A 19,106-nucleotide genomic window follows, 5' to 3' on the forward strand; every position below is an offset into this window, starting at 1 on the left:
GCAGGCTCGCTCCCACAGGGGATTTGTGAGCACCCCAGATCCAATGTGGGAGCGAGCCTGCTCGCGAAGGGGCCCTCGAACTGTACGGATAACTCTGCGCCTAGCTGTAACAGCGCAGCCAACGCGGTTTGTGGCTAGATGAAGGCACTTCCCATCACCCTGAATTCTGGTCCCCCATCATGTCCTCGCGCGAAAACACCGGCATGGCTCTCGGCCTGCTCGGCGTTGTGATTTTCAGCCTCACCCTGCCCTTCACGCGAATCGTCGTGCAGGAACTGCATCCCCTGCTCAACGGCCTCGGCCGGGCGCTGTTCGCGGCGGTGCCGGCGGCGCTGCTGTTGCTGTGGCGACGGGAGAAATGGCCGACCTGGAAACAGGTCAAAGGCCTGACGCTGGTGATCGCCGGGGTCATTCTCGGTTTTCCGGTGTTGTCGGCGTGGGCCATGCAAACCTTGCCCGCGTCCCACGGTGCCTTGGTCAATGGTCTGCAACCGTTGTGCGTGGCGCTGTACGCCGCGTGGTTGTCCCATGAACGTCCGTCGAAAGCCTTCTGGGCCTGCGCCGCGTTGGGCAGTGCATTGGTGCTGGGTTATGCGCTGATCAGCGGTGCCGGCAGCATTCAGGCCGGTGACTTGTTGATGCTCGGGGCGATTGCGGTGGGTGGTCTGGGCTACGCCGAGGGCGGCCGGTTGGCCAAGGAGATGGGCGGCTGGCAGGTGATCTGCTGGGCGCTGGTGCTATCCACACCATTGTTGATCGGGCCGGTGGTGTATCTGGCGCTGCAACATCAAGGTGAGATTTCGGCGAAGACCTGGTGGGCGTTTGGTTATGTCTCGCTGTTTTCGCAGTTCATCGGCTTCTTTGCCTGGTACGCGGGATTGGCGATGGGTGGGATTGCTCGGGTCAGCCAGATCCAGCTACTGCAAATCTTTTTCACCATCGCCTTTTCGGCGCTGTTCTTTGGCGAACACATCGAGCCGATCACCTGGCTGTTTGCTGCCGGGGTGATCGTGACCGTGATGCTGGGTCGCAAGACCGCCATCAAACCTCATGTGGGAGCGAGCCTGCTCGCGAAGGCGGACTAATAGCCAACACAGATGTTGGATGTGACGGCCCCTTCGCGAGCAGGCTCGCTCCCACAGGTTTAGAGGAGTCCGTCAGCTCGCAGCAAGGTCTCGAGGCAATGTTCGCTGATGTGGTAGAAATCCTTCAGCTCCTGAATCTTCACCAACAGCTGGGCCGGGTCGACCGGCTCGGCGCGTTTGACCGCCAGTATCATCTTGTTCTTGTTGGTGTGGTCCAGCGAGATGAACTCGAACACCTTGGTTTCATAACCGCAGGCTTCGAGGAACAACGCACGCAAGCTGTCGGTGACCATTTCCGCTTGCTGACCCAAGTGCAAACCGTATTGCAACATCGGCTTGAGCAGGGCCGGGCTCTGGATTTGCAGGCGGATCTGTTTGTGGCAGCACGGCGAACACATGATGATCGAGGCGCCGGAACGAATGCCGGTGTGGATCGCGTAGTCGGTGGCGATGTCGCAGGCATGCAGCGCGATCATCACGTCCAGCTCGCTCGGTGCCACGCTGCGCACGTCACCACACTTGAACACCAGCCCCGGGTGCTCGAGTTTCGCGGCCGCGGCGTTGCACAGGTTGACCATTTCTTCGCGCAACTCGACACCTGTCACCACGCCTTCGGCGTTCAAGGTGTTGCGCAGGTAGTCGTGGATGGCGAACGTCAGGTAACCCTTCCCCGAACCGAAATCCGCTACCTGCACCGGCTTGTCCAGCGCCAACGGTGAGGTGGTCAGCGCATGGCTGAAGACTTCGATGAACTTGTTGATCTGCTTCCACTTGCGCGACATCGCCGGGATCAGCTCATGTTTGCTGTTGGTCACGCCAAGGTCGGCGAGGAACGGTCGGCTCAGGTCGAGGAAGCGGTTTTTCTCGCGGTTGTGCTCGGCGGACGGTACTTCACGCAATTGCTGAGGTTTGCTCTTGAACAGCGAAGACTTGCCCTTTTTGCTGTATTCGAGCTGGGCTTCGTCAGTCAACGACAACAAATGCGCATTTTTGAACGAAGCCGGCAGCAGCGCGGCGAGGGTCGCGACGCCTTCGGCCCGCGGCAGGTTCTTGGTGATGTCGCGGGTTTTGTAGCGGTAGACGAAGGACAGGCAAGGCTGATCCTTGACCGTCAGTTGCTTGATGATCAGGCGCTGCAAATCCGCTTCAGTGCCGACGTACTTGGCCAGCACCAGTTTGATGAAGGCGTTGGCGTCGAGGCTGGTTTGCAGCAGGTCGATGAACTGGGCGTGGTGGTCCGGCGCGAGGCTGGCGGGAGTGGCGGTGACGGACATGGGCAAAACGGCCTCGGGCGGAGCGAATCGGGGAATGGCGGGTATTTTAGGGGGGATGTGGATGCAGGGCACGGGTAATTTCCCGAACGGCACGAATCCTGGGCAAGACTACATAAGTGCCGAGTAGGCTTTTGTGGCGAGGGAGCTTGCTCCCGCTGGGTCGCGAAGCGGCCCCAAAACCAGCAACTGCGGCCTGCCAGGCAAACAGAGTGGACGGTTTTGCGACTGCTGCGCAGTCGAACGGGAGCAAGCTCCCTCGCCACAAAAGCGCATCACCTTCCAGATTGGAAATGACGTCAGCCCAACACCACCAACCGGTTCGGCAATTCATTGCGCACCTGCGTCACCGGCACATGCACTTTGAGCAACTCGCCACAGGCCTCGATGCACGTCACGAACCCTTGCAACGTCTGTCCTTGTTTCACCTGCTGGGTGAAGGCCGCCACAATCGAATCCCAGTTCTTGTTGTCCAGCCGTTTGGAAATCCCTTCATCCACCAGGATTTCCACGTACCGCTCCGCCTCGCAGACAAAAATCAGCATCCCGGTGCTGCCGACCGTGTGGTGCAGGTTCTGCTCCAGGAATTGCCGACGCGCCAGATTCGAGGCGCGCCAGTGCCGCACGGAGCGCGGGACCAGGTGCGTGGTGACTTTCGGAATACGGAACACCAGGCACAGCACGATAAAGGTGATCCACTGCACCAGCAGCAAGCTGTGCATGGTCAGCCATCCCGTCAGGTAATGCACGATCCCCGGCACCATCAGCGCCAGCAGGCTGGCCCACAGCAGCGGGATGTACGCGTAGTCATCGGCGCGGGCAGCGAGCACGGTCACCAGTTCGGCGTCGGTATCGCGCTCGACCCGGGCAATCGCCTCGGCAACTTTGCGTTGTTCGTGTTCAGTCAGTAATGCCATGTTGAAAAGTGCCTGCTCATTATTGTTATCACCAGCCGCCCGACGAACCGCCGCCCCCGAAACTGCCCCCGCCGCCGCTGAAGCCCCCACCTCCACCGCCACCACCAAAACCACCGCCGCCAAAACCACCGCCCGAACCACCCGAGCCTCCTCGGCCGGCGGGCAGAAGCCCGAGCATCTGCAACACAAAAATCGTCAGGATGAACAGCATCACCAGAAACACGAAGACGCCGGGATGGCGCGCCACAAAGTCGCTGTCCTCATCACCGCGCGGTTCATAGACGGTCGAGGGTTCATCCAGCGGGCTGCCGCCCATCACCACCAGCATCGCCGCGACCCCGTCGCTGATGCCTTTACTGAAATTGCCAGTCTTGAACGCGGGGGTGATCACCTGATTGATGATCACTGAACTTTGCGCGTCGGTCAGGCGGTCTTCGAGGCCGTACCCGACTTCGATGCGCAATTTACGCTCATCGCGCGCAACGATCAGCAGCGCGCCGTTATTTTTATCTTTCTGGCCAATGCCCCAGGCACGCCCCAGTTGGTAGCCGAAGTCCGCGATGTCGGTGCCTTGCAAGTCCGGCAACGTGACCACCACCAGCTGCTCGCCGGTGGCGCTTTCATGGGCCTGAAGTTGTTGCGCCAGTTGCTCGCGCACCGACGGCTCGATCATCTGGGCGTTATCGACCACCCGCCCGGTCAACGGCGGAAACTTCAACTCGGCCTGCGCCGTCAGGGCACACACCCAGAGCAACAGCAGCAGCCCCACTTTCAACACGCGCATTGGCAACCTCATCCGTGGTGATGCTTTTAGCCGGTCAGAACTTTACTTGCGGCGCCTTATCGGCATCCGGCGTGGTCGCCTCGAAGGTTTCGCGGATCGGCAAATCGCTGTACATCACGCTGTGCCACAGGCGACCGGGAAAGGTGCGAATTTCCGTGTTGTACTTCTGCACCGCGAGAATGAAATCGCGACGGGCCACCGCGATGCGGTTTTCGGTGCCCTCAAGTTGCGACTGCAAGGCGAGGAAGTTCTGGTTGGCCTTGAGGTCCGGATAACGCTCGGACACCACCATCAAACGGCTCAAGGCACCGGTCAACTGGTCCTGGGCCTGCTGGAACTGCTTGAGTTTTTCCGGGTTATCCAGGGTCTTGGCGTCCACCTGGATCGACGTTGCCTTGGCCCGTGCTTCGACCACCGCGGTCAGGGTTTCTTCTTCGTGCTTGGCATAGCCCTTGACGGTTTCCACCAGGTTGGGGATCAAGTCGGCGCGGCGCTGATACTGGTTCTGCACCTGGCCCCACGCGGCCTTGGCCTGCTCGTCGAGGGTCGGAATCGTGTTGATGCCGCAGCCCGCGAGCACGCTGGTCAACAGCATCAAGGCTGCCACCTGCAAGCTCGAGCGATAGTGGTGTCTTGCATTCATCTGGGTCACTCCCTGGCACATTCCGTTGAAAAATTAACCACACCCTTCTGACTGGGCACTTGGGGCATAATCTGCCGCCGCCACTGGATTGCATCGAGCCAATGGGCTAAAAGATGCCCCTGCACAAAAAACACGCAGAAGTGTGCTGCATTTACCTGAACAACAATAGTCGCTCCCTAACTTTTGGCTGACCGGCGCGTATTCACTGCCGTTTAGGCTTTTGAGAAAACTATTCATGAAGAAGCTGTGTTTGCTGGGCCTGTTCGTCAGCCTGGCCAGTCATAACGTATTGGCCGCCACGACCCCCGCACCTCTGGAGAACAAGGACGCCTTCATCAGCAACCTGATGAAGCAGATGACCCTCGATGAAAAGATCGGCCAATTGCGCCTGATCAGCATCGGCCCGGAAATGCCACGCGAACTGATCCGCAAGGAAATCGCGGCCGGCAACATCGGCGGCACGTTCAACTCGATCACCCGCCCGGAAAACCGTCCGATGCAGGACGCGGCCATGCGCAGCCGGTTGAAGATCCCGATGTTCTTCGCCTATGACGTGATCCACGGCCACCGCACCATTTTCCCGATCCCGATTGCCCTCGCTTCGAGCTGGGACATGGACGCCATCGGCCGGTCCGGGCGCGTTGCCGCCAAGGAAGCCGCGGCGGACAGCCTCGACATCACCTTCGCACCGATGGTCGACATCTCCCGCGACCCGCGCTGGGGCCGGACTTCCGAAGGCTTCGGTGAAGACACCTACCTCGTGTCGCGCATCGCCGGCGTGATGGTCCGGGCCTTCCAAGGCTCCGGCGCCAACGCGGCCGACAGCATCATGGCCAGCGTCAAGCACTTTGCCTTGTACGGCGCGGTCGAGGGCGGTCGCGACTACAACGTGGTCGACATGAGCCCGGTCAAGATGTACCAGGACTACTTGCCACCGTACCGCGCGGCGATTGACGCCGGTGCCGGCGGGGTGATGGTTGCCCTGAACTCGATCAACGGCGTGCCGGCCACCGCCAACACCTGGCTGATGAACGACCTGTTGCGCAAGGAATGGGGCTTCAAAGGCCTGGCGGTCAGCGACCACGGGGCGATTTTCGAGCTGATCAAGCACGGCGTCGCCGCTGACGGTCGCGAAGCCGCGAAGCTGGCGATCAAGGCCGGCATCGACATGAGCATGAACGACACCCTCTACGGCAAAGAACTGCCGGGGCTGTTGAAAGCAGGCGAAATCGAGCAAAGCGACATCGACAACGCCGTGCGTGAAGTGCTTGGCGCCAAGTACGACATGGGCCTGTTCAAGGACCCGTACCTGCGCATCGGCAAGGCTGAAGATGATCCGGCCGACACCTACGCCGACAGCCGCTTGCACCGCCCCGAGGCCCGTGACGTGGCGCGTCGCAGCCTGGTGTTGCTGAAGAACCAGAACGAAACACTGCCACTGAAGAAAACCGCGAAAATCGCGTTGGTCGGCCCGCTGGCCAAGGCGCCTATCGACATGATGGGCAGCTGGGCGGCGGCCGGTAAACCGGCGCAATCGGTGACCCTGTTCGACGGCATGAACGCCGCCGTCGCCGACAAGGCCACGCTGATCTACGCCCGTGGCGCCAACATCACCAGCGACAAGAAGGTCCTGGATTACCTGAACTTCCTTAACTTCGACGCACCGGAAGTTGTGGATGACCCGCGTTCGGCGCAAGTGCTGATCGACGAAGCGGTTAAAGCGGCCAAAGATGCGGACGTGGTGGTGGCAGCGGTGGGCGAGTCCCGTGGCATGTCCCACGAATCGTCGAGCCGCACCGACATCAACATCCCGACCAATCAGCGCGATCTGATCAAGGCCCTGAAAGCCACCGGCAAACCGCTGGTGCTGGTGTTGATGAACGGCCGTCCGCTGTCGATTCTCGAAGAAAAAGACCAGGCTGACGCGATTCTGGAAACCTGGTTCAGCGGCACCGAAGGCGGCAATGCCATCGCTGACGTGCTGTTCGGCGACTACAACCCGTCGGGCAAACTGCCGATCACCTTCCCGCGTTCGGTGGGTCAGATTCCGACCTACTACAACCACCTGAGCATTGGCCGGCCGTTCACGCCGGGCAAACCGGGCAACTACACCTCGCAGTATTTCGATGACACTACCGGTCCCCTGTTCCCGTTTGGTTTCGGGCTGAGCTACACCGATTTCAGCCTGAGCGACATGGCCCTGTCGTCGACCACGCTGAACAAGACCGGCAAGCTCGACGCCAGCGTCACGCTGAAAAACACCGGCAAACGCGACGGCGAAACCGTGGTGCAGTTGTACATCCAGGACGTGACCGGCTCGATGATCCGGCCGCTCAAGGAATTGAAGAACTTCCAGAAAGTCATGCTCAAGGCCGGCGAACAGAAAGTCGTGCACTTCACCATCACCGAGGACGACTTGAAGTTCTACAACACCCAGCTCAAGTTCGCGGCCGAACCAGGCAAGTTCAACGTGCAGATCGGCCTGGACTCCCAGGACGTGACGCAACAGAGCTTTGAGTTGCTCTAATCTCCCAGGCAACACATCACCCATGTGGGAGCGAGCCTGCTCGCGAAAGCGGAGTGTCAGTCGACAGCATAATTGACTGATACGCCCCCTTCGCGAGCAGGCTCGCTCCCACAGTGGTTTAGGGGGTGGCGGAGATCGGGGTTAACCCCTTCGATCCAGCAGGTTCACCACCAACCGATCCACCCAGCCCCAGATCCGTTGCTTGACCCGCTTCCACAATGGCCGGCGTTGCCATTCCTCCAGGCTGACTTCCTGGCTCTGCGCAAAGTCCCGTTCGAAACTCCCCGCCACGGCCAGCGTCAGCCCTGGGTCCAGCGCTTCCAGGTTGGCTTCCAGGTTGAAGCGCAAGTTCCAGTGATCGAAATTGCATGAGCCGATGCTCACCCAATCATCGATCAGGACCATTTTCAGGTGCAGGAAACACGGTTGGTACTCGAAGATTTTCACCCCGGCCTTGAGCAGTCGCGGGTAGTAGCGATGCCCGGCGTAGCGCACCGACGGGTGATCGGTACGTGGCCCGGTCAACAACAGGCGCACGTCAACACCCCGTGCAGCAGCCCTGCGCAATGAGCGGCGGACTTTCCAGGTCGGCAGGAAGTACGGGGTCGCCAGCCAGATGCGTTGCCGGCCGCTGTTCAACGCGCGCACCAGCGATTGCAGAATGTCGCGGTGCTGGCGGGCGTCGGCATAGGCCACCCGGCCCATGCCTTCACCCATCGACGGCACGCGCGGCAGGCGCGGCAAGCCGAAATGCGAGGCCGGTTTCCAGGCGCGCCGATGGCGGTTGGCGATCCATTGGCGGTCGAACAGCAACTGCCAGTCAATGACCAAAGGCCCGTTGATTTCCACCATCACCTCGTGCCATTCGCTGGTGTCTTCACCCGGCGTCCAGAACTCATCGGTGACGCCCGTGCCACCGACCACCGCCAGGCTTTGGTCGACCAGCAACAACTTGCGGTGATCGCGGTAGAAGTTGCCGACCCAACGCCGCCAGTTCAGGCGATTGTAGAAACGCAGTTCGACCCCGGCCGCCGTCAGCCGCTGACGCAACGTCAGGGTGAACGCCAGGCTGCCATAGTCATCGAACAGGCAACGCACCCGCACACCGCGCTCTGCCGCCGAAACAAGGGCTTGCACCATGGCCTCGGCGCAGGCGCCCGCCTCCACCAGATACAACTCCAGCTCGACCTGTTCTTCGGCGCGGGCAATCGCGACCAACATGCGTGGGAAAAACTGCGGACCGTCGATCAGCAGCTCAAAGTGGTTGCCTTCACGCCAGGGAAAGATTGCACCGGCCATGTCAGCGCGCCGTGAAAATCAGTACCGCACCCACCGGTACCGACAGACTGATGGCCGACAGATCGGCGACCTTGCGCAACGCTTCCAGCCCGGGGGCCAGATCAAAATCTTCGGCATTGATCACCAGCGGCTCCAGCGTTACCACTTGAAAGCGTCGGTCATCGAGACGCGTCGCCAGCAGTTCGGCGTTGTATTGATGTTGCTTGCCATGCAGGTTGACGGTCAGCGGCAAGCGCAATTCCAACTGCGCGCCGGGCGCAAGGTCGTTGATCGGGCGCAGATCAATCTGCGCGGTGATCAACGCTTCGGGAAAGGTCTGGATTTCAAACAGCTCTTTGCGCATGCGTTCATCGCGCAAGGGGATGCCACTGTTCACCGACTCCAGCTCGACTTCCACCTCGGCCAGGCCCTTGGCGTCGACCTTACCGTGCAGCACCAGAAAGCGCTGCACTTCGGAGAGGTTGGCGTTTTTGGTGCTGATGAACGACAGCCGCGAGGACTCGCCGTCCAGATACCAATCGGCGTGGGCCGACAGCGTGGCACCGGCCAACAGCAGGAATGCGAGGGTATTAGAGAGGGAGCGGTTGAACATAGAGACTCATGTGCAGATAAACCTGCACGAACCTTAACCGCCCGTGAGCAAGATGCAAACTGTCCGTCACCGACACCGCACTTTTGTGGTGAGGGAGCTTCAGCACAAATCACTATTGCAGGCGGCAGCCTTGGCGTTCGCCGATCCACACAGCGCTGTTGCTACGGCCCATGCCGCTGACCGTCACGCGTTTGCTGGCGGCGTCATCGACAAAGCTGCTGGTCGGCAGCCACTGCTTTACATAGCGGCGGCAATACCCGGCCTCGTTGTTCATCACATACCGGCACGAGCAATATTCCTTGGCGGTGTAGGCGCTGATAATGTCGGGGAACGTCCACAGCGCCACGCGCTCCTGCCAGATCCAGCCGAGCAACGCGACCAGCAATACCAGGAACAACGCGCTGAACGGCCGATGTCGAAGAAAACTCATGGCTGCACCTTCTGAACAAACGCCTTGAGCGCGAACTTGAGCAATTCGTTGTGCTGGTAGCTTTCATCGCGATCATCGCCATAGCGCACGATCACCAGGTTTTCGCTGGGGATCACGTACATCGCCTGGCCCCAATGCCCCAGCGCGGCGAAGGTATCGGCCGGCGCATCGGGCCAGGGTTGGGCCGCCCCGTCCACCGCGCGATTGAGCCACCATTGACCGCCAGGCACGGCGTCATCCTGATGCGCGTGATAATGGGCGAACGGTTCACGATTGAAGGCGACCCAGTCTTTGGGTAGCAACTGGCGACCCTGCCAACGCCCGTCGCGCGCCATCAACCAACCGATTCGTGCCAGATCCCGAGCCGTGAGGTAGGCGTAAGAGGAAGCGACAAAAGTGCCCGTGGCATCGGTTTCCCAAACGGCATGACGGATGCCCAAGGGCTCGAACAGCGCGGTCCATGGAAAGTCTGGATAACGTGTCGGGCCGACGATGTTTTTCAACGCAGCGGACAGCAGATTGCTGTCACCGCTGGAGTAACGAAAGGCCTGACCGGGCTTGGCGTACTCGCCATGGTCGGCGGTGAACGCGGCCATGTCCTGATGGCCACGGGTGTAGAGCATCGCCACTACTGAGGACTTCAACGGGGCGTATTCATAGTCTTCCTGCCAGTCCAGCCCCGAAGCCCAATGCAGCAAGTCGGCCATGGTCACGCCGGGGTGTTTTTTCATCGGTGAATAAAACGTCTGTACCGGGTCCTGGAGTTTGAACAGCCCTTCGCCATACGCCACACCCAGTACCGTGGCCATGAGGCTTTTGCTGATGGACCAGGTCAGGTGCGGCGTGTCGGCGGTGGTCGGGCCTGCGTAGCGTTCGTAGATCAATTGACCGTCGCGGATCACCAGCAAGGCATCGGTGCGCACGCCTTTTCGGGTGTTGTCGTCACGGGGTGGGAAGGCGTAGGTTTCCAGGGCTTGAAGCGCGGGTCCGGTGATGACCGGGCCGGTTGACCATTGCTCGGCGGGCCAGTTTTCGGCGTGGGCCGCGAGGCTGAGCAGCAGCATGACGATCAGGGACAAGCCTTTGAACATGGCGTGGGCTCGGAGGGGGTAACTGGCAGAGCGTAGTTGAGGTTGATGACAGTTTGGGGATTTGTGTTGTCGGTCAGATCACCTTCGCGAGCAGGCTCGCTCCCACAGGGGAACGCATTTCAAAATGTGGGAGCGAGCCTGCTCGCGAAGGGGCCAGTCAATCCAGCGAAGATCCCGCCAACGCCTTGGCCAACCGCTTCCCCCGAGCCCCAGCCGCCAACGCCATCACCGCCTGATCCCGCTGCCACATCGCCGCCCAATGCGGCGGCCCATCGGCCAGCGCTTGATCAATTTCGACCTTGAGCCCCTCGAACTGCGCAAACAACCCACCCAGCAACACATGTCCGGCCGCATTGTTTGGCGCCTGCCGGCTGACTTCCGCGCACCCGGCCAGCAACGCCAGTAACCGCAACTGCAACGCTTGCGGCCAGTCACTGTCCTGACCAATGCCATACAACCACGCCGTCATGGCGCTCAATACGTACACATCTTCAAGGGTGCGAAACGGTTTGACGTAAGCATCCCAACCATCCCCCGCCAACAACTCGCACTGGGCATTGTCAAGAAACAAGCGGCCATGGCTGATGTCCGGCATCAGCGGGATCGCCGGCAGTTTTTCCAGGCGCACGCCCGGTTCATCGGGATAGACCACCGCCAGGCTCAGGCTTACCGGGTCGCCGGGTGCTTCACTGCGGGCGGCGATCAGCAGCCATTCGGCGGCATCACCGGCGGTGACGAAATCCTTGCGCCCGCTCAGGCGCAAATCGGTGAGGCGGGTTTGCATGTCCGCCGGTCGCAGGCTGCGCTGCTCAGTCGCACACAGGGCGCCGAGGCTCAGCGGCGCGCTCGGCCAGAGCATGCGTAACGCTGCCTGATACCCCACCAGAAACGCCAGCCCCGGCGTGGCCATCAAACGCCCGCCAGCCACTGCCAATTCAAACGGCGTCACCGTGCCCAACTGGTGCAACAAGGTCACGAAACCTTCCGCCAGATCCGGGTTGGCGGGCAGACGTTCGTGGCGGTTCAACAGGTTTTGCCAGGGCATAAGAGGCTCCTCGTGGGCTGTCATATAAGCATCACCAAAGCTTAATGGCGATGACACCGGGGCTACATAGCCTGACCTTGCACAAAACGGCTGCATAAAGAAAGTCGATCCGCTGTAACCCAAGACGGGTGAGCAGCCCGCACGGAGAATCGCCATGACTCAGATCGCCCGCATCCGCGACACCGGCAACGACCGCCGCCTGCAAGCCGAACGCCTGATCGGCAGCCAAGCCTTGCAGGAAGCCCAGGCCTTGCGCTTCAACGTGTTCAGCGGCGAGTTCAACGCCAAGCTGAAGGGCGCGGAGCTGGGTCTGGACATGGATGACTATGATGTTCATTGCGCCCACATCGGCGTGCGTGACTTGAATACCGGGCGCCTGGTGGCGACCACCCGTTTGCTCGATCACACCGCGGCCAGCAGCCTGGGCAAGTTCTACAGCGAAGAAGAATTCAGTCTGCACGGCCTGGTGCATCTCAAGGGCCCGATCCTGGAAATCGGCCGCACCTGTGTCGACCCGGCCTACCGCAATGGCGGCACCATTGCCGTGCTCTGGGGTGAACTGGCCGAAGTATTGAATGAGGGCGGCTACAGCTATTTGATGGGCTGCGCGAGCATCCCGATGCAGGACGGCGGCATCCAGGCCCACGCGATCATGCAGCGCCTGCGCGAGCGCTACCTGTGCACCGAACACCTGCGCGCCGAGCCGAAAAACCCGCTGCCCACTCTGGATATCCCCTCCAACGTGATCGCCGAAATGCCGCCGCTGCTCAAGGCCTACATGCGCCTCGGCGCGAAGATCTGCGGCGAGCCGTGCTGGGACGAAGATTTCCAGGTGGCCGACGTGTTCATCCTGCTCAAGCGCGACGAGCTCTGCCCGCGTTACGCCAAGCACTTCAAGGCGGCCATGTGATGAGCCGGTTGCGGGTGTACGCGCGGATTGCGCGAGTGCTGGTGGTGGTCGCTCTGGGATTGAGCATGGCCACGGTGTTCGGTTTGTTCGAGCGCATGGGCATCGCCCACTCGATGGTCCGCCGCCAGCGCTGGTCGCGGTTTTTCATGGCGCGGTTGAGCAATGCCCTGCCCTTCCAGGTCACCGTTCACGGTGAACTGCCCAAGCAACCGATGCTCTGGGTCAGCAATCACGTGTCCTGGACCGACATCCCGCTGCTGGGCATGCTCACGCCGATGTCGTTCCTGTCCAAGGCCGAAGTGCGCACCTGGCCAGTGGCGGGCTGGTTGGCGGCCAAGGCCGGCAGTCTGTTTATCCGTCGAGGGTCGGGCGACAGTCAGTTGATCCGCAAACAAATGACCCGCCACCTGGAACAGGAACATCCGCTGCTGATGTTCCCGGAAGGCACCACCACCGATGGCCGTTCGTTGCGTACCTTCCATGGTCGCTTGCTGTCGGCGGCGATTGATTCAGAGGTGCTGCTGCAACCGGTGGCGATTCGTTATCTGCGTGATGGTCAGCTCGACACCCTGGCACCGTTCATTGGCGACGATGATCTGCTGTCGCACTTGATGCGTTTGTTTGCCAATGACCGGGGGGATGTGGAGATTCATCTGCTCAAGCCGATTGCCTGTGAAGGTCGGGAGCGAGCAGCGTTGGCGTTCGAAGCGCAGCAAGCGGTGCAGAAAGCGTTGTTTGGGGCGATTCCGGAGAAGCAGCAAATCCCGATGCGACCCGCCATCGCTGCTTAAACACATCCCCCTGTGGGAGCGAGCCTGCTCGCGAATGCGGTGTGACAGTCAACAATGATGTTGGATGTGACGGCCCCTTCGCGAGCAGGCTCGCTCCCACATTTGGATTTATGTTGTTGGGTAGTTTTGGGCGAAGTCCTGAAGCTGCGGGTAGAAAAGTCTGAAGTCTTCACTCAACGGTTCATACAACACCCGCAATTCCTGCATCGCCCCCGCCAGTTCCTCCGGCCGGGTCAACCGTCGCGAAATCCCCCGCAGCACCTGCTCCAGCACCTCGAACTCCTGATACGACCCCAACCAGTCATTCGCCACCATGTGTGGCGCGATTTTCGCCAGGCGCTCCGGCAACTGCGGCTCGGCCGTCAGCACCCGGTACACATCCGACGTGAACAGCTCCAGTGGCCGGTCGGCGTACAGCGTCCAGTCCCGTGCCAGGCAGTGGTCGAAAAACACGTCGAGCACGATCCCGGCGTAACGCCGGCGCGTCGTGGAGAACCGCGACAACGCCACATCCACCAGCGGATGGCGGTCGGTAAATACGTCGATGCTGCGATGCAGCTGGATGGCCGCTTCGATCTCCGGCGCGTACTGCCCTTGCAGCCGTCCTTTGACGAAATCGCCATAGAGACTGCCGAGCCATTGGCCGGGACGCTGGCCACCGAGGTGAAGATGTGCGAGATAGTTCATGGGCGCAGCTTAGCACTGCGCCTTTGGATCGTTACACCCCACGTATCGTTATAACTCGATATACCGAATTGTTAGCGGCTCAGAGCCAAATCATATTTGTATATCGCGAAATACCGATTTAAAGTTCGCCTCATCGCGATATAGCGTTTCAACCATCACGAGCTCACCCCCATGACCATTAATCTCGACGAAATAATAAAAGCCCTGGCACACCCAGTACGGCGAGAAATCTTGCACTGGCTCAAAGACCCGACCGTCGAATTCCCGGACCAGTCCCACAGCAACGAGCACGGCGTTTGCGCCGGGCAGATCGATCAACGTTGCGGCTTGTCGCAGTCCACGGTGTCCGCGCACCTGGCGACCCTGCAACGCGCCGGCCTGATCAGCAGCCGCAAAGTCGGCCAGTGGCATTTTTTCAAACGTAATGAGGAAACCATCCAGGAATTCCTCAAGACCTTCAGTAAAGAGCTCTGACCCTTAACGTCAGTCAGCCGACAAGGAATCAACAATGCCTCTCTCGCTCCTCATTCTGGCCTTGAGCGCCTTCGCCATCGGCACCACCGAATTCGTCATCATGGGCCTGCTGCCCGATGTGGCGGCGGACCTCGGTGTGTCGATCCCCGGCGCCGGCTGGTTGGTGACCGGTTACGCCCTGGGCGTGGCCATCGGGGCGCCGTTCATGGCGCTGGCCACCGCCCGACTGCCGCGCAAGGCCGCACTGGTGGCGTTGATGGGGATCTTCATCATCGGCAACCTGCTCTGCGCCCTCGCCAGTGACTACAACGTGTTGATGTTTGCACGCGTCGTCACAGCCCTCTGCCACGGTGCCTTCTTCGGTATCGGTTCGGTGGTGGCGGCAGGCCTGGTGCCGGCCAACAAACGCGCTTCGGCCGTGGCCTTGATGTTCACCGGCCTGACCTTGGCCAACGTGCTCGGCGTGCCACTGGGCACCGCGCTTGGCCAACAGGCCGGCTGGCGTTCGACCTTCTGGGCCGTGACCGTGATTGGTGTGATCGCCCTGATTGGCCTGATCCGCTTCCTGCCGGCCAAGCGCGATGAAGAAAAACTCGACATGCGCGCCGAACTGGCCGCGCTCAAGGGTGCCGGCATCTGGTTGTCCCTGAGCATGACTGCGCTGTTCGCTGCCTCGGTCTTCACCCTCTTCACTTACGTCGCGCCGCTGCTGGGCGAAGTCACCGGCGTCTCGCCACGTGGCGTGACCTGGACCCTGATGCTCATCGGCCTGGGCCTGACTGTTGGCAACATTATCGGCGGCAAACTGGCGGACAAAGGCATGGCCGCGACGCTGATCGGCGTGTTCATCAGCATGGCCGTGGTCTCCACCGTGCTGACGTGGACCAGCGTCGCGCTGATCCCGACCGAAATCACCCTGTTCCTCTGGGCCACCGCGTGTTTTGCCGCCGTGCCTGCCCTGCAAATCAACGTGGTGACCTTTGGCAAAGCGGCACCGAACCTGGTGTCGACCCTGAACATCGGCGCTTTCAACATCGGCAACGCACTCGGTGCCTGGGTCGGCGGCAGCGTCATCGCCCACGGCTTCGGCCTGACCAGCGTACCCCTCGCGGCTGCCGCACTGGCGGTACTCGCCCTGTTGGTGACCCTGATTACTTTCCGCCAGAGCGGCAATCCCGAACTGGCTCCAGCGACTAACTAATCCACTTAAACCTCACGAGGGTGATTTCATGACGACTATTTTCGATCCGATCAAACTGGGCGACATCGAGTTGGCCAACCGCATCATCATGGCGCCGCTGACCCGTTGCCGCGCCGACGAAGGCCGCGTGCCGAACGCGCTGATGGCCGAGTACTACGTCCAGCGCGCTTCCGCTGGCCTGATCCTCAGCGAGGCCACTTCGGTCACGCCAATGGGCGTCGGCTATCCGGACACCCCGGGCATCTGGTCCAACGACCAGGTCCGTGGCTGGGCTAACGTCACCAAAGCAATCCACGGCGCGGGTGGCAAGATCTTCCTGCAACTGTGGCACGTCGGCCGGGTGTCCCACACCTCGTACCTGAACGGCGAAGCACCGGTCGCACCGAGCGCCATCCAGCCAAAAGGTCACGTCAGCCTGGTTCGCCCATTGGCCGACTATCCAACGCCGCGTGCCCTGGAAACCGCTGAAATCGCCGACATCATCGACGCTTACCGCACCGGTGCCGAGAACGCCAAGGCTGCAGGTTTTGACGGCGTGGAAATCCACGGCGCCAACGGTTACCTGCTCGATCAGTTCCTGCAAAGCAGCACCAACCAGCGCACCGACAACTACGGTGGCTCCCTGGAAAACCGTGCACGCCTGCTGCTGGAAGTGACCGACGCAGCGATCGAAGTCTGGGGCGCCGGCCGCGTCGGTGTGCACCTGGCACCACGCGCCGACTCCCATGACATGGGCGACGACAACCTGGCCGAAACCTTCACCTACGTCGCTCGCGAACTGGGCAAGCGTGGCATCGCCTTCATCTGCTCCCGCGAGAAAGAAGCCGGCGACAGCCTCGGCCCACAACTGAAAGAAGCCTTCGGCGGCCCGTACATCGCCAACGAACGCTTCACCAAGGACAGCGCCAACGCCTGGCTGGCCAGCGGCAAGGCTGATGCGGTCGCCTTCGGTGTGCCGTTCATTGCCAACCCGGACTTGCCGGCCCGTTTGAAGGCCGATGCGCCGCTGAACGAAGCACGTCCAGAACTGTTCTACGCCAAAGGCCCGGTCGGTTACATCGACTACCCGGCGCTGTAAGTAACCGTCAGTGAAACGCAAAAAGCCCCTACTCGTGAGAGCCGGGGCTTTTTGGTTTTTAATGTGGCGCGATCACACACATTCACACGCAAGACACAAAATTCCTACAAAATACGTAGCTCGCTACCTGTCATCCTGGCGAGCGTCCGTATATAAAAGCACCCCATGGAATCGGCACCCGCCCGGAAAGTTGACACGGGCGAAGCCAATTACGCATTTTGTTTCATTTGCGCAGGCTGGGGCTCAAGCGCAGCATGTCCAGCCCGGCCTCGACCCAACGTTCGGCTTCGGCGTGCAATTGAAAGCTGTCGGGGGCCAGCAACCACTGGTACAGAATGCCATCGATGTAAGCGTGCAGGCTGATGGCCGCGCGCGCCGTGTCGAGGTCTTCGGGCATTTGCCCCCGATTCACGGCATTACGCAGGGCCAGGCCGATGCGCACATTGCAATCAAGGCTGGCCGTCAGGCGCTGTTGGCGCAGATCGCACATTTCATCGGTGAATTCGCACTTATGAAACAAAATCTCATTAATGCGTCGGGTTTTCGGGTCCAGTGCAACTTGATGAAACAAATGAATCAGCAGCTTGCGCATGCAGCCGAGCGGATCAAGTTCCTCTTCGCTTTCGCTGGCCCTGGCCATCTCATCAAGCGGCTCATGCAAGGTATCCAGCATGGCCTGCACCAGATCGGCCTTGTTGCTGAAATGCCAATAGATGGCACCGCGAGTCACGCCGGCCAAGGTAGCGATGTCCGCCAGCGTCGTGCGCGCCACGCCCCTTTCATAAAAGGCTTTCTCTGCCGCTTCGAGTATCTGGGCGCGGGTTTCTTGAGCTTCCTCTTTGGTGCGACGGACCATGGCAGTAAAACCTCAATCAGGATGCTTCAGTGATGTCTGAACATCAGCTGAATAAAAGTGGAGCGTTCGCTCTTGGGCGCCGTCCCCGTCTTAGAATTCAAACCTTCGAACGGCTTTTGTAACGAAGTGGGTACGCAGCCAAGGTGTTTACAAACAACCATGAACGTAAGTATATTCCTTAGCAAGCTACTTATCCACTCAGCACCCTATTTTTACCCTTCCACCTTTCTAGTGCGCACTTTGCGCGCCTGACCCGAGGATTTTCATGCAATTCAAGCCAGCTGTTACCGCTCTGGTCACTGCCGTCGCCTTGGCATCGCTGCTCAGCGGATGCAAAAAGGAAGAAGCTGCACCAGCCGCACCGCCTCCTCAGGTCGGCGTCGTTACCCTGCAGCCGCAAACGTTTACGCTGACGTCCGACCTGCCGGGTCGTACCAGCGCGTACCGCATCGCCGAAGTGCGTCCTCAGGTGAACGGCATCATTCTCAAGCGCATGTTCAAGGAAGGCGGCGACGTCAAAATTGGCCAACAGCTCTATCAGATCGATTCGTCGGTGTATGACGCCACCCTGAAAAGTGCCGAAGCCAACCTGCAACAGACCAAGTCGATCTCCGACCGCTACAAGCAATTGGTCAACGAACAAGCCGTCAGCCGTCAGGAATACGACACCGCAGTGGCCAACCGCATGCAATCGGAAGCTGCCCTGCAGACTGCCCAGATCAACGTGCGCTACACCAAGGTCTACGCACCGCTCACCGGCCGTATCGGTCGCTCGAACGTGACCGAAGGCGCGCTGGTCACCAGCGGCCAGGCCGATCCGATGGCAGTGATCCAGCAAATCGACCCGATCTACGTCGACGTGACGCAGTCCTCGGTGGAATTGCTGCAACTGCGCCGTGAACTGGAAAGCGGTCGCCTGCAAAAGGCTGGCGACAACGCGGCTACGGTCAAGCTGACCCTCGAAGACGGCAGCCAGTACAAGCTGGACGGCAAGCTCGAATTCTCCGAAGTCTCGGTTGACCAGACCACCGGTTCCGTGACCCTGCGCGCCGTGTTCCCGAACCCGGAACACACTCTGCTGCCGGGCATGTTCGTGCACGCCCAGTTGCAATCCGGGGTGAACGCAGCAGCTATTCTGGCGCCGCAACAAGGCGTGACCCGTGATCTGAAAGGCACCCCGACTGCACTGGTCGTCGGCCCTGACAACAAGGTCGAGCTGCGTCAGCTCAAGGCCAGCCGCACCGTCGGCAGCCAATGGCTGATCGAGGACGGCCTGAAGGCAGGCGATCGCCTGATCACTGAAGGGCTGCAATTCGTCAAACCTGGCATCGAAGTCAAAGCCAGTGAAGCGACTAACGTTGGCGTAAAGAACCCGGCCCCCGCACAGGCAGCTGATAAGGCTTCCAGCGGCAAAGGGGAGTAAAC

19 protein-coding genes are annotated in these 19,106 nt (G+C 60.7%); 8 read left to right on the top strand and 11 right to left on the bottom strand.

Annotated elements, in window-relative coordinates; genetic code table 11:
• The first annotated feature begins 179 nt into the window (after positions 1–179).
• Positions 180–1,085: a DMT family transporter gene (locus AC07N8_RS06555; RefSeq protein WP_493142621.1), complete on the top strand. Its 906-nt coding sequence runs from the start codon at positions 180–182 to the stop codon at positions 1,083–1,085.
• A gap of 59 nt (positions 1,086–1,144) precedes the next feature.
• On the opposite strand, the gene AC07N8_RS06560 is transcribed toward AC07N8_RS06555, so the two are convergent.
• The 4 genes from AC07N8_RS06560 to AC07N8_RS06575 form a co-directional block, all read right to left on the bottom strand.
• Positions 1,145–2,359 carry a class I SAM-dependent methyltransferase gene (locus AC07N8_RS06560; protein ID WP_483840570.1) on the bottom strand — a complete coding sequence of 405 codons (1,215 nt, stop codon included), beginning with the start codon at positions 2,357–2,359 and terminating at the stop codon, positions 1,145–1,147.
• A gap of 296 nt (positions 2,360–2,655) precedes the next feature.
• Complete coding sequence (locus AC07N8_RS06565) at positions 2,656–3,273, bottom strand: TPM domain-containing protein (RefSeq protein WP_483840569.1); 618 nt, start codon at positions 3,271–3,273, stop codon at positions 2,656–2,658.
• Between the two features lie 28 nt (positions 3,274–3,301).
• A complete protein-coding gene (locus AC07N8_RS06570; protein WP_493142619.1) occupies positions 3,302–4,057 on the bottom strand; it encodes a TPM domain-containing protein in 756 nt (251 codons plus the stop codon).
• A gap of 34 nt (positions 4,058–4,091) precedes the next feature.
• Positions 4,092–4,700: a LemA family protein gene (locus tag AC07N8_RS06575; protein ID WP_483840567.1), complete on the bottom strand. Its 609-nt coding sequence runs from the start codon at positions 4,698–4,700 to the stop codon at positions 4,092–4,094.
• 235 nt (positions 4,701–4,935) lie between these two features.
• On the opposite strand from AC07N8_RS06575, the gene bglX reads away from it, so the two are divergent.
• Positions 4,936–7,227, top strand: coding sequence for a beta-glucosidase BglX (bglX, locus tag AC07N8_RS06580; protein WP_483840566.1), 2,292 nt, complete (start codon positions 4,936–4,938; stop codon positions 7,225–7,227).
• A 141-nt stretch (positions 7,228–7,368) separates the two neighbouring features.
• Here bglX and AC07N8_RS06585 read toward each other — a convergent pair whose 3' ends face one another.
• From AC07N8_RS06585 to AC07N8_RS06605, 5 genes are all read right to left on the bottom strand, one after another.
• Positions 7,369–8,526, bottom strand: a complete 1,158-nt coding sequence (locus AC07N8_RS06585; RefSeq protein ID WP_493142616.1) for a phospholipase D-like domain-containing protein — start codon at positions 8,524–8,526, stop codon at positions 7,369–7,371.
• 1 nt (position 8,527) lies between these two features.
• Complete coding sequence (locus AC07N8_RS06590) at positions 8,528–9,118, bottom strand: YceI family protein (RefSeq protein WP_483840564.1); 591 nt, start codon at positions 9,116–9,118, stop codon at positions 8,528–8,530.
• 112 nt (positions 9,119–9,230) lie between these two features.
• A complete protein-coding gene (locus AC07N8_RS06595; RefSeq protein ID WP_493142614.1) occupies positions 9,231–9,548 on the bottom strand; it encodes an amidase in 318 nt (105 codons plus the stop codon).
• Positions 9,545–10,639 carry a serine hydrolase domain-containing protein gene (locus AC07N8_RS06600; RefSeq protein ID WP_493142612.1) on the bottom strand — a complete coding sequence of 365 codons (1,095 nt, stop codon included), beginning with the start codon at positions 10,637–10,639 and terminating at the stop codon, positions 9,545–9,547. Before AC07N8_RS06600 ends, AC07N8_RS06595 begins: the two co-directional genes overlap by 4 nt.
• 157 nt (positions 10,640–10,796) lie before the next feature.
• Complete coding sequence (locus AC07N8_RS06605) at positions 10,797–11,684, bottom strand: acyl-CoA dehydrogenase middle domain-containing protein (protein ID WP_483840561.1); 888 nt, start codon at positions 11,682–11,684, stop codon at positions 10,797–10,799.
• 154 nt (positions 11,685–11,838) lie between these two features.
• Here AC07N8_RS06605 and olsB point away from each other — a divergent pair, with 154 nt between their 5' ends.
• Together olsB and AC07N8_RS06615 are read left to right on the top strand one after the other, a co-directional pair.
• A complete protein-coding gene (olsB, locus tag AC07N8_RS06610; protein WP_483840560.1) occupies positions 11,839–12,594 on the top strand; it encodes an L-ornithine N(alpha)-acyltransferase in 756 nt (251 codons plus the stop codon).
• Positions 12,594–13,385, top strand: a complete 792-nt coding sequence (locus AC07N8_RS06615; RefSeq protein WP_493142609.1) for a lysophospholipid acyltransferase family protein — start codon at positions 12,594–12,596, stop codon at positions 13,383–13,385. The genes olsB and AC07N8_RS06615 overlap by 1 nt, the downstream gene beginning before the upstream one ends.
• 108 nt (positions 13,386–13,493) lie before the next feature.
• On the opposite strand, the gene AC07N8_RS06620 is transcribed toward AC07N8_RS06615, so the two are convergent.
• Positions 13,494–14,072: an acyl carrier protein phosphodiesterase gene (locus tag AC07N8_RS06620; protein ID WP_493142606.1), complete on the bottom strand. Its 579-nt coding sequence runs from the start codon at positions 14,070–14,072 to the stop codon at positions 13,494–13,496.
• Positions 14,073–14,243: 171 nt separating this feature from the next.
• Here AC07N8_RS06620 and AC07N8_RS06625 point away from each other — a divergent pair, with 171 nt between their 5' ends.
• Genes AC07N8_RS06625 through AC07N8_RS06635 form a run of 3 tightly spaced genes read left to right on the top strand, consistent with a single transcriptional unit; the run spans position 14,244 to position 16,825 of the window.
• Positions 14,244–14,546, top strand: coding sequence for an ArsR/SmtB family transcription factor (locus AC07N8_RS06625; RefSeq protein ID WP_007983055.1), 303 nt, complete (start codon positions 14,244–14,246; stop codon positions 14,544–14,546).
• A gap of 34 nt (positions 14,547–14,580) precedes the next feature.
• Positions 14,581–15,747: an MFS transporter gene (locus tag AC07N8_RS06630; RefSeq protein ID WP_493142604.1), complete on the top strand. Its 1,167-nt coding sequence runs from the start codon at positions 14,581–14,583 to the stop codon at positions 15,745–15,747.
• A 28-nt stretch (positions 15,748–15,775) separates the two neighbouring features.
• Positions 15,776–16,825 carry an alkene reductase gene (locus AC07N8_RS06635; RefSeq protein WP_027925598.1) on the top strand — a complete coding sequence of 350 codons (1,050 nt, stop codon included), beginning with the start codon at positions 15,776–15,778 and terminating at the stop codon, positions 16,823–16,825.
• A 223-nt stretch (positions 16,826–17,048) separates the two neighbouring features.
• Here AC07N8_RS06635 and emhR read toward each other — a convergent pair whose 3' ends face one another.
• Positions 17,049–17,681 carry an efflux system transcriptional repressor EmhR gene (emhR, locus tag AC07N8_RS06640; RefSeq protein ID WP_483840556.1) on the bottom strand — a complete coding sequence of 211 codons (633 nt, stop codon included), beginning with the start codon at positions 17,679–17,681 and terminating at the stop codon, positions 17,049–17,051.
• A gap of 265 nt (positions 17,682–17,946) precedes the next feature.
• Here emhR and emhA point away from each other — a divergent pair, with 265 nt between their 5' ends.
• Complete coding sequence (emhA, locus tag AC07N8_RS06645; RefSeq protein ID WP_483840555.1) at positions 17,947–19,104, top strand: efflux RND transporter periplasmic adaptor subunit EmhA; 1,158 nt, start codon at positions 17,947–17,949, stop codon at positions 19,102–19,104.
• Positions 19,105–19,106: the final 2 nt, after the last annotated feature.

The organism is Pseudomonas sp. GW821-FHT10C09, from assembly GCF_059415465.1.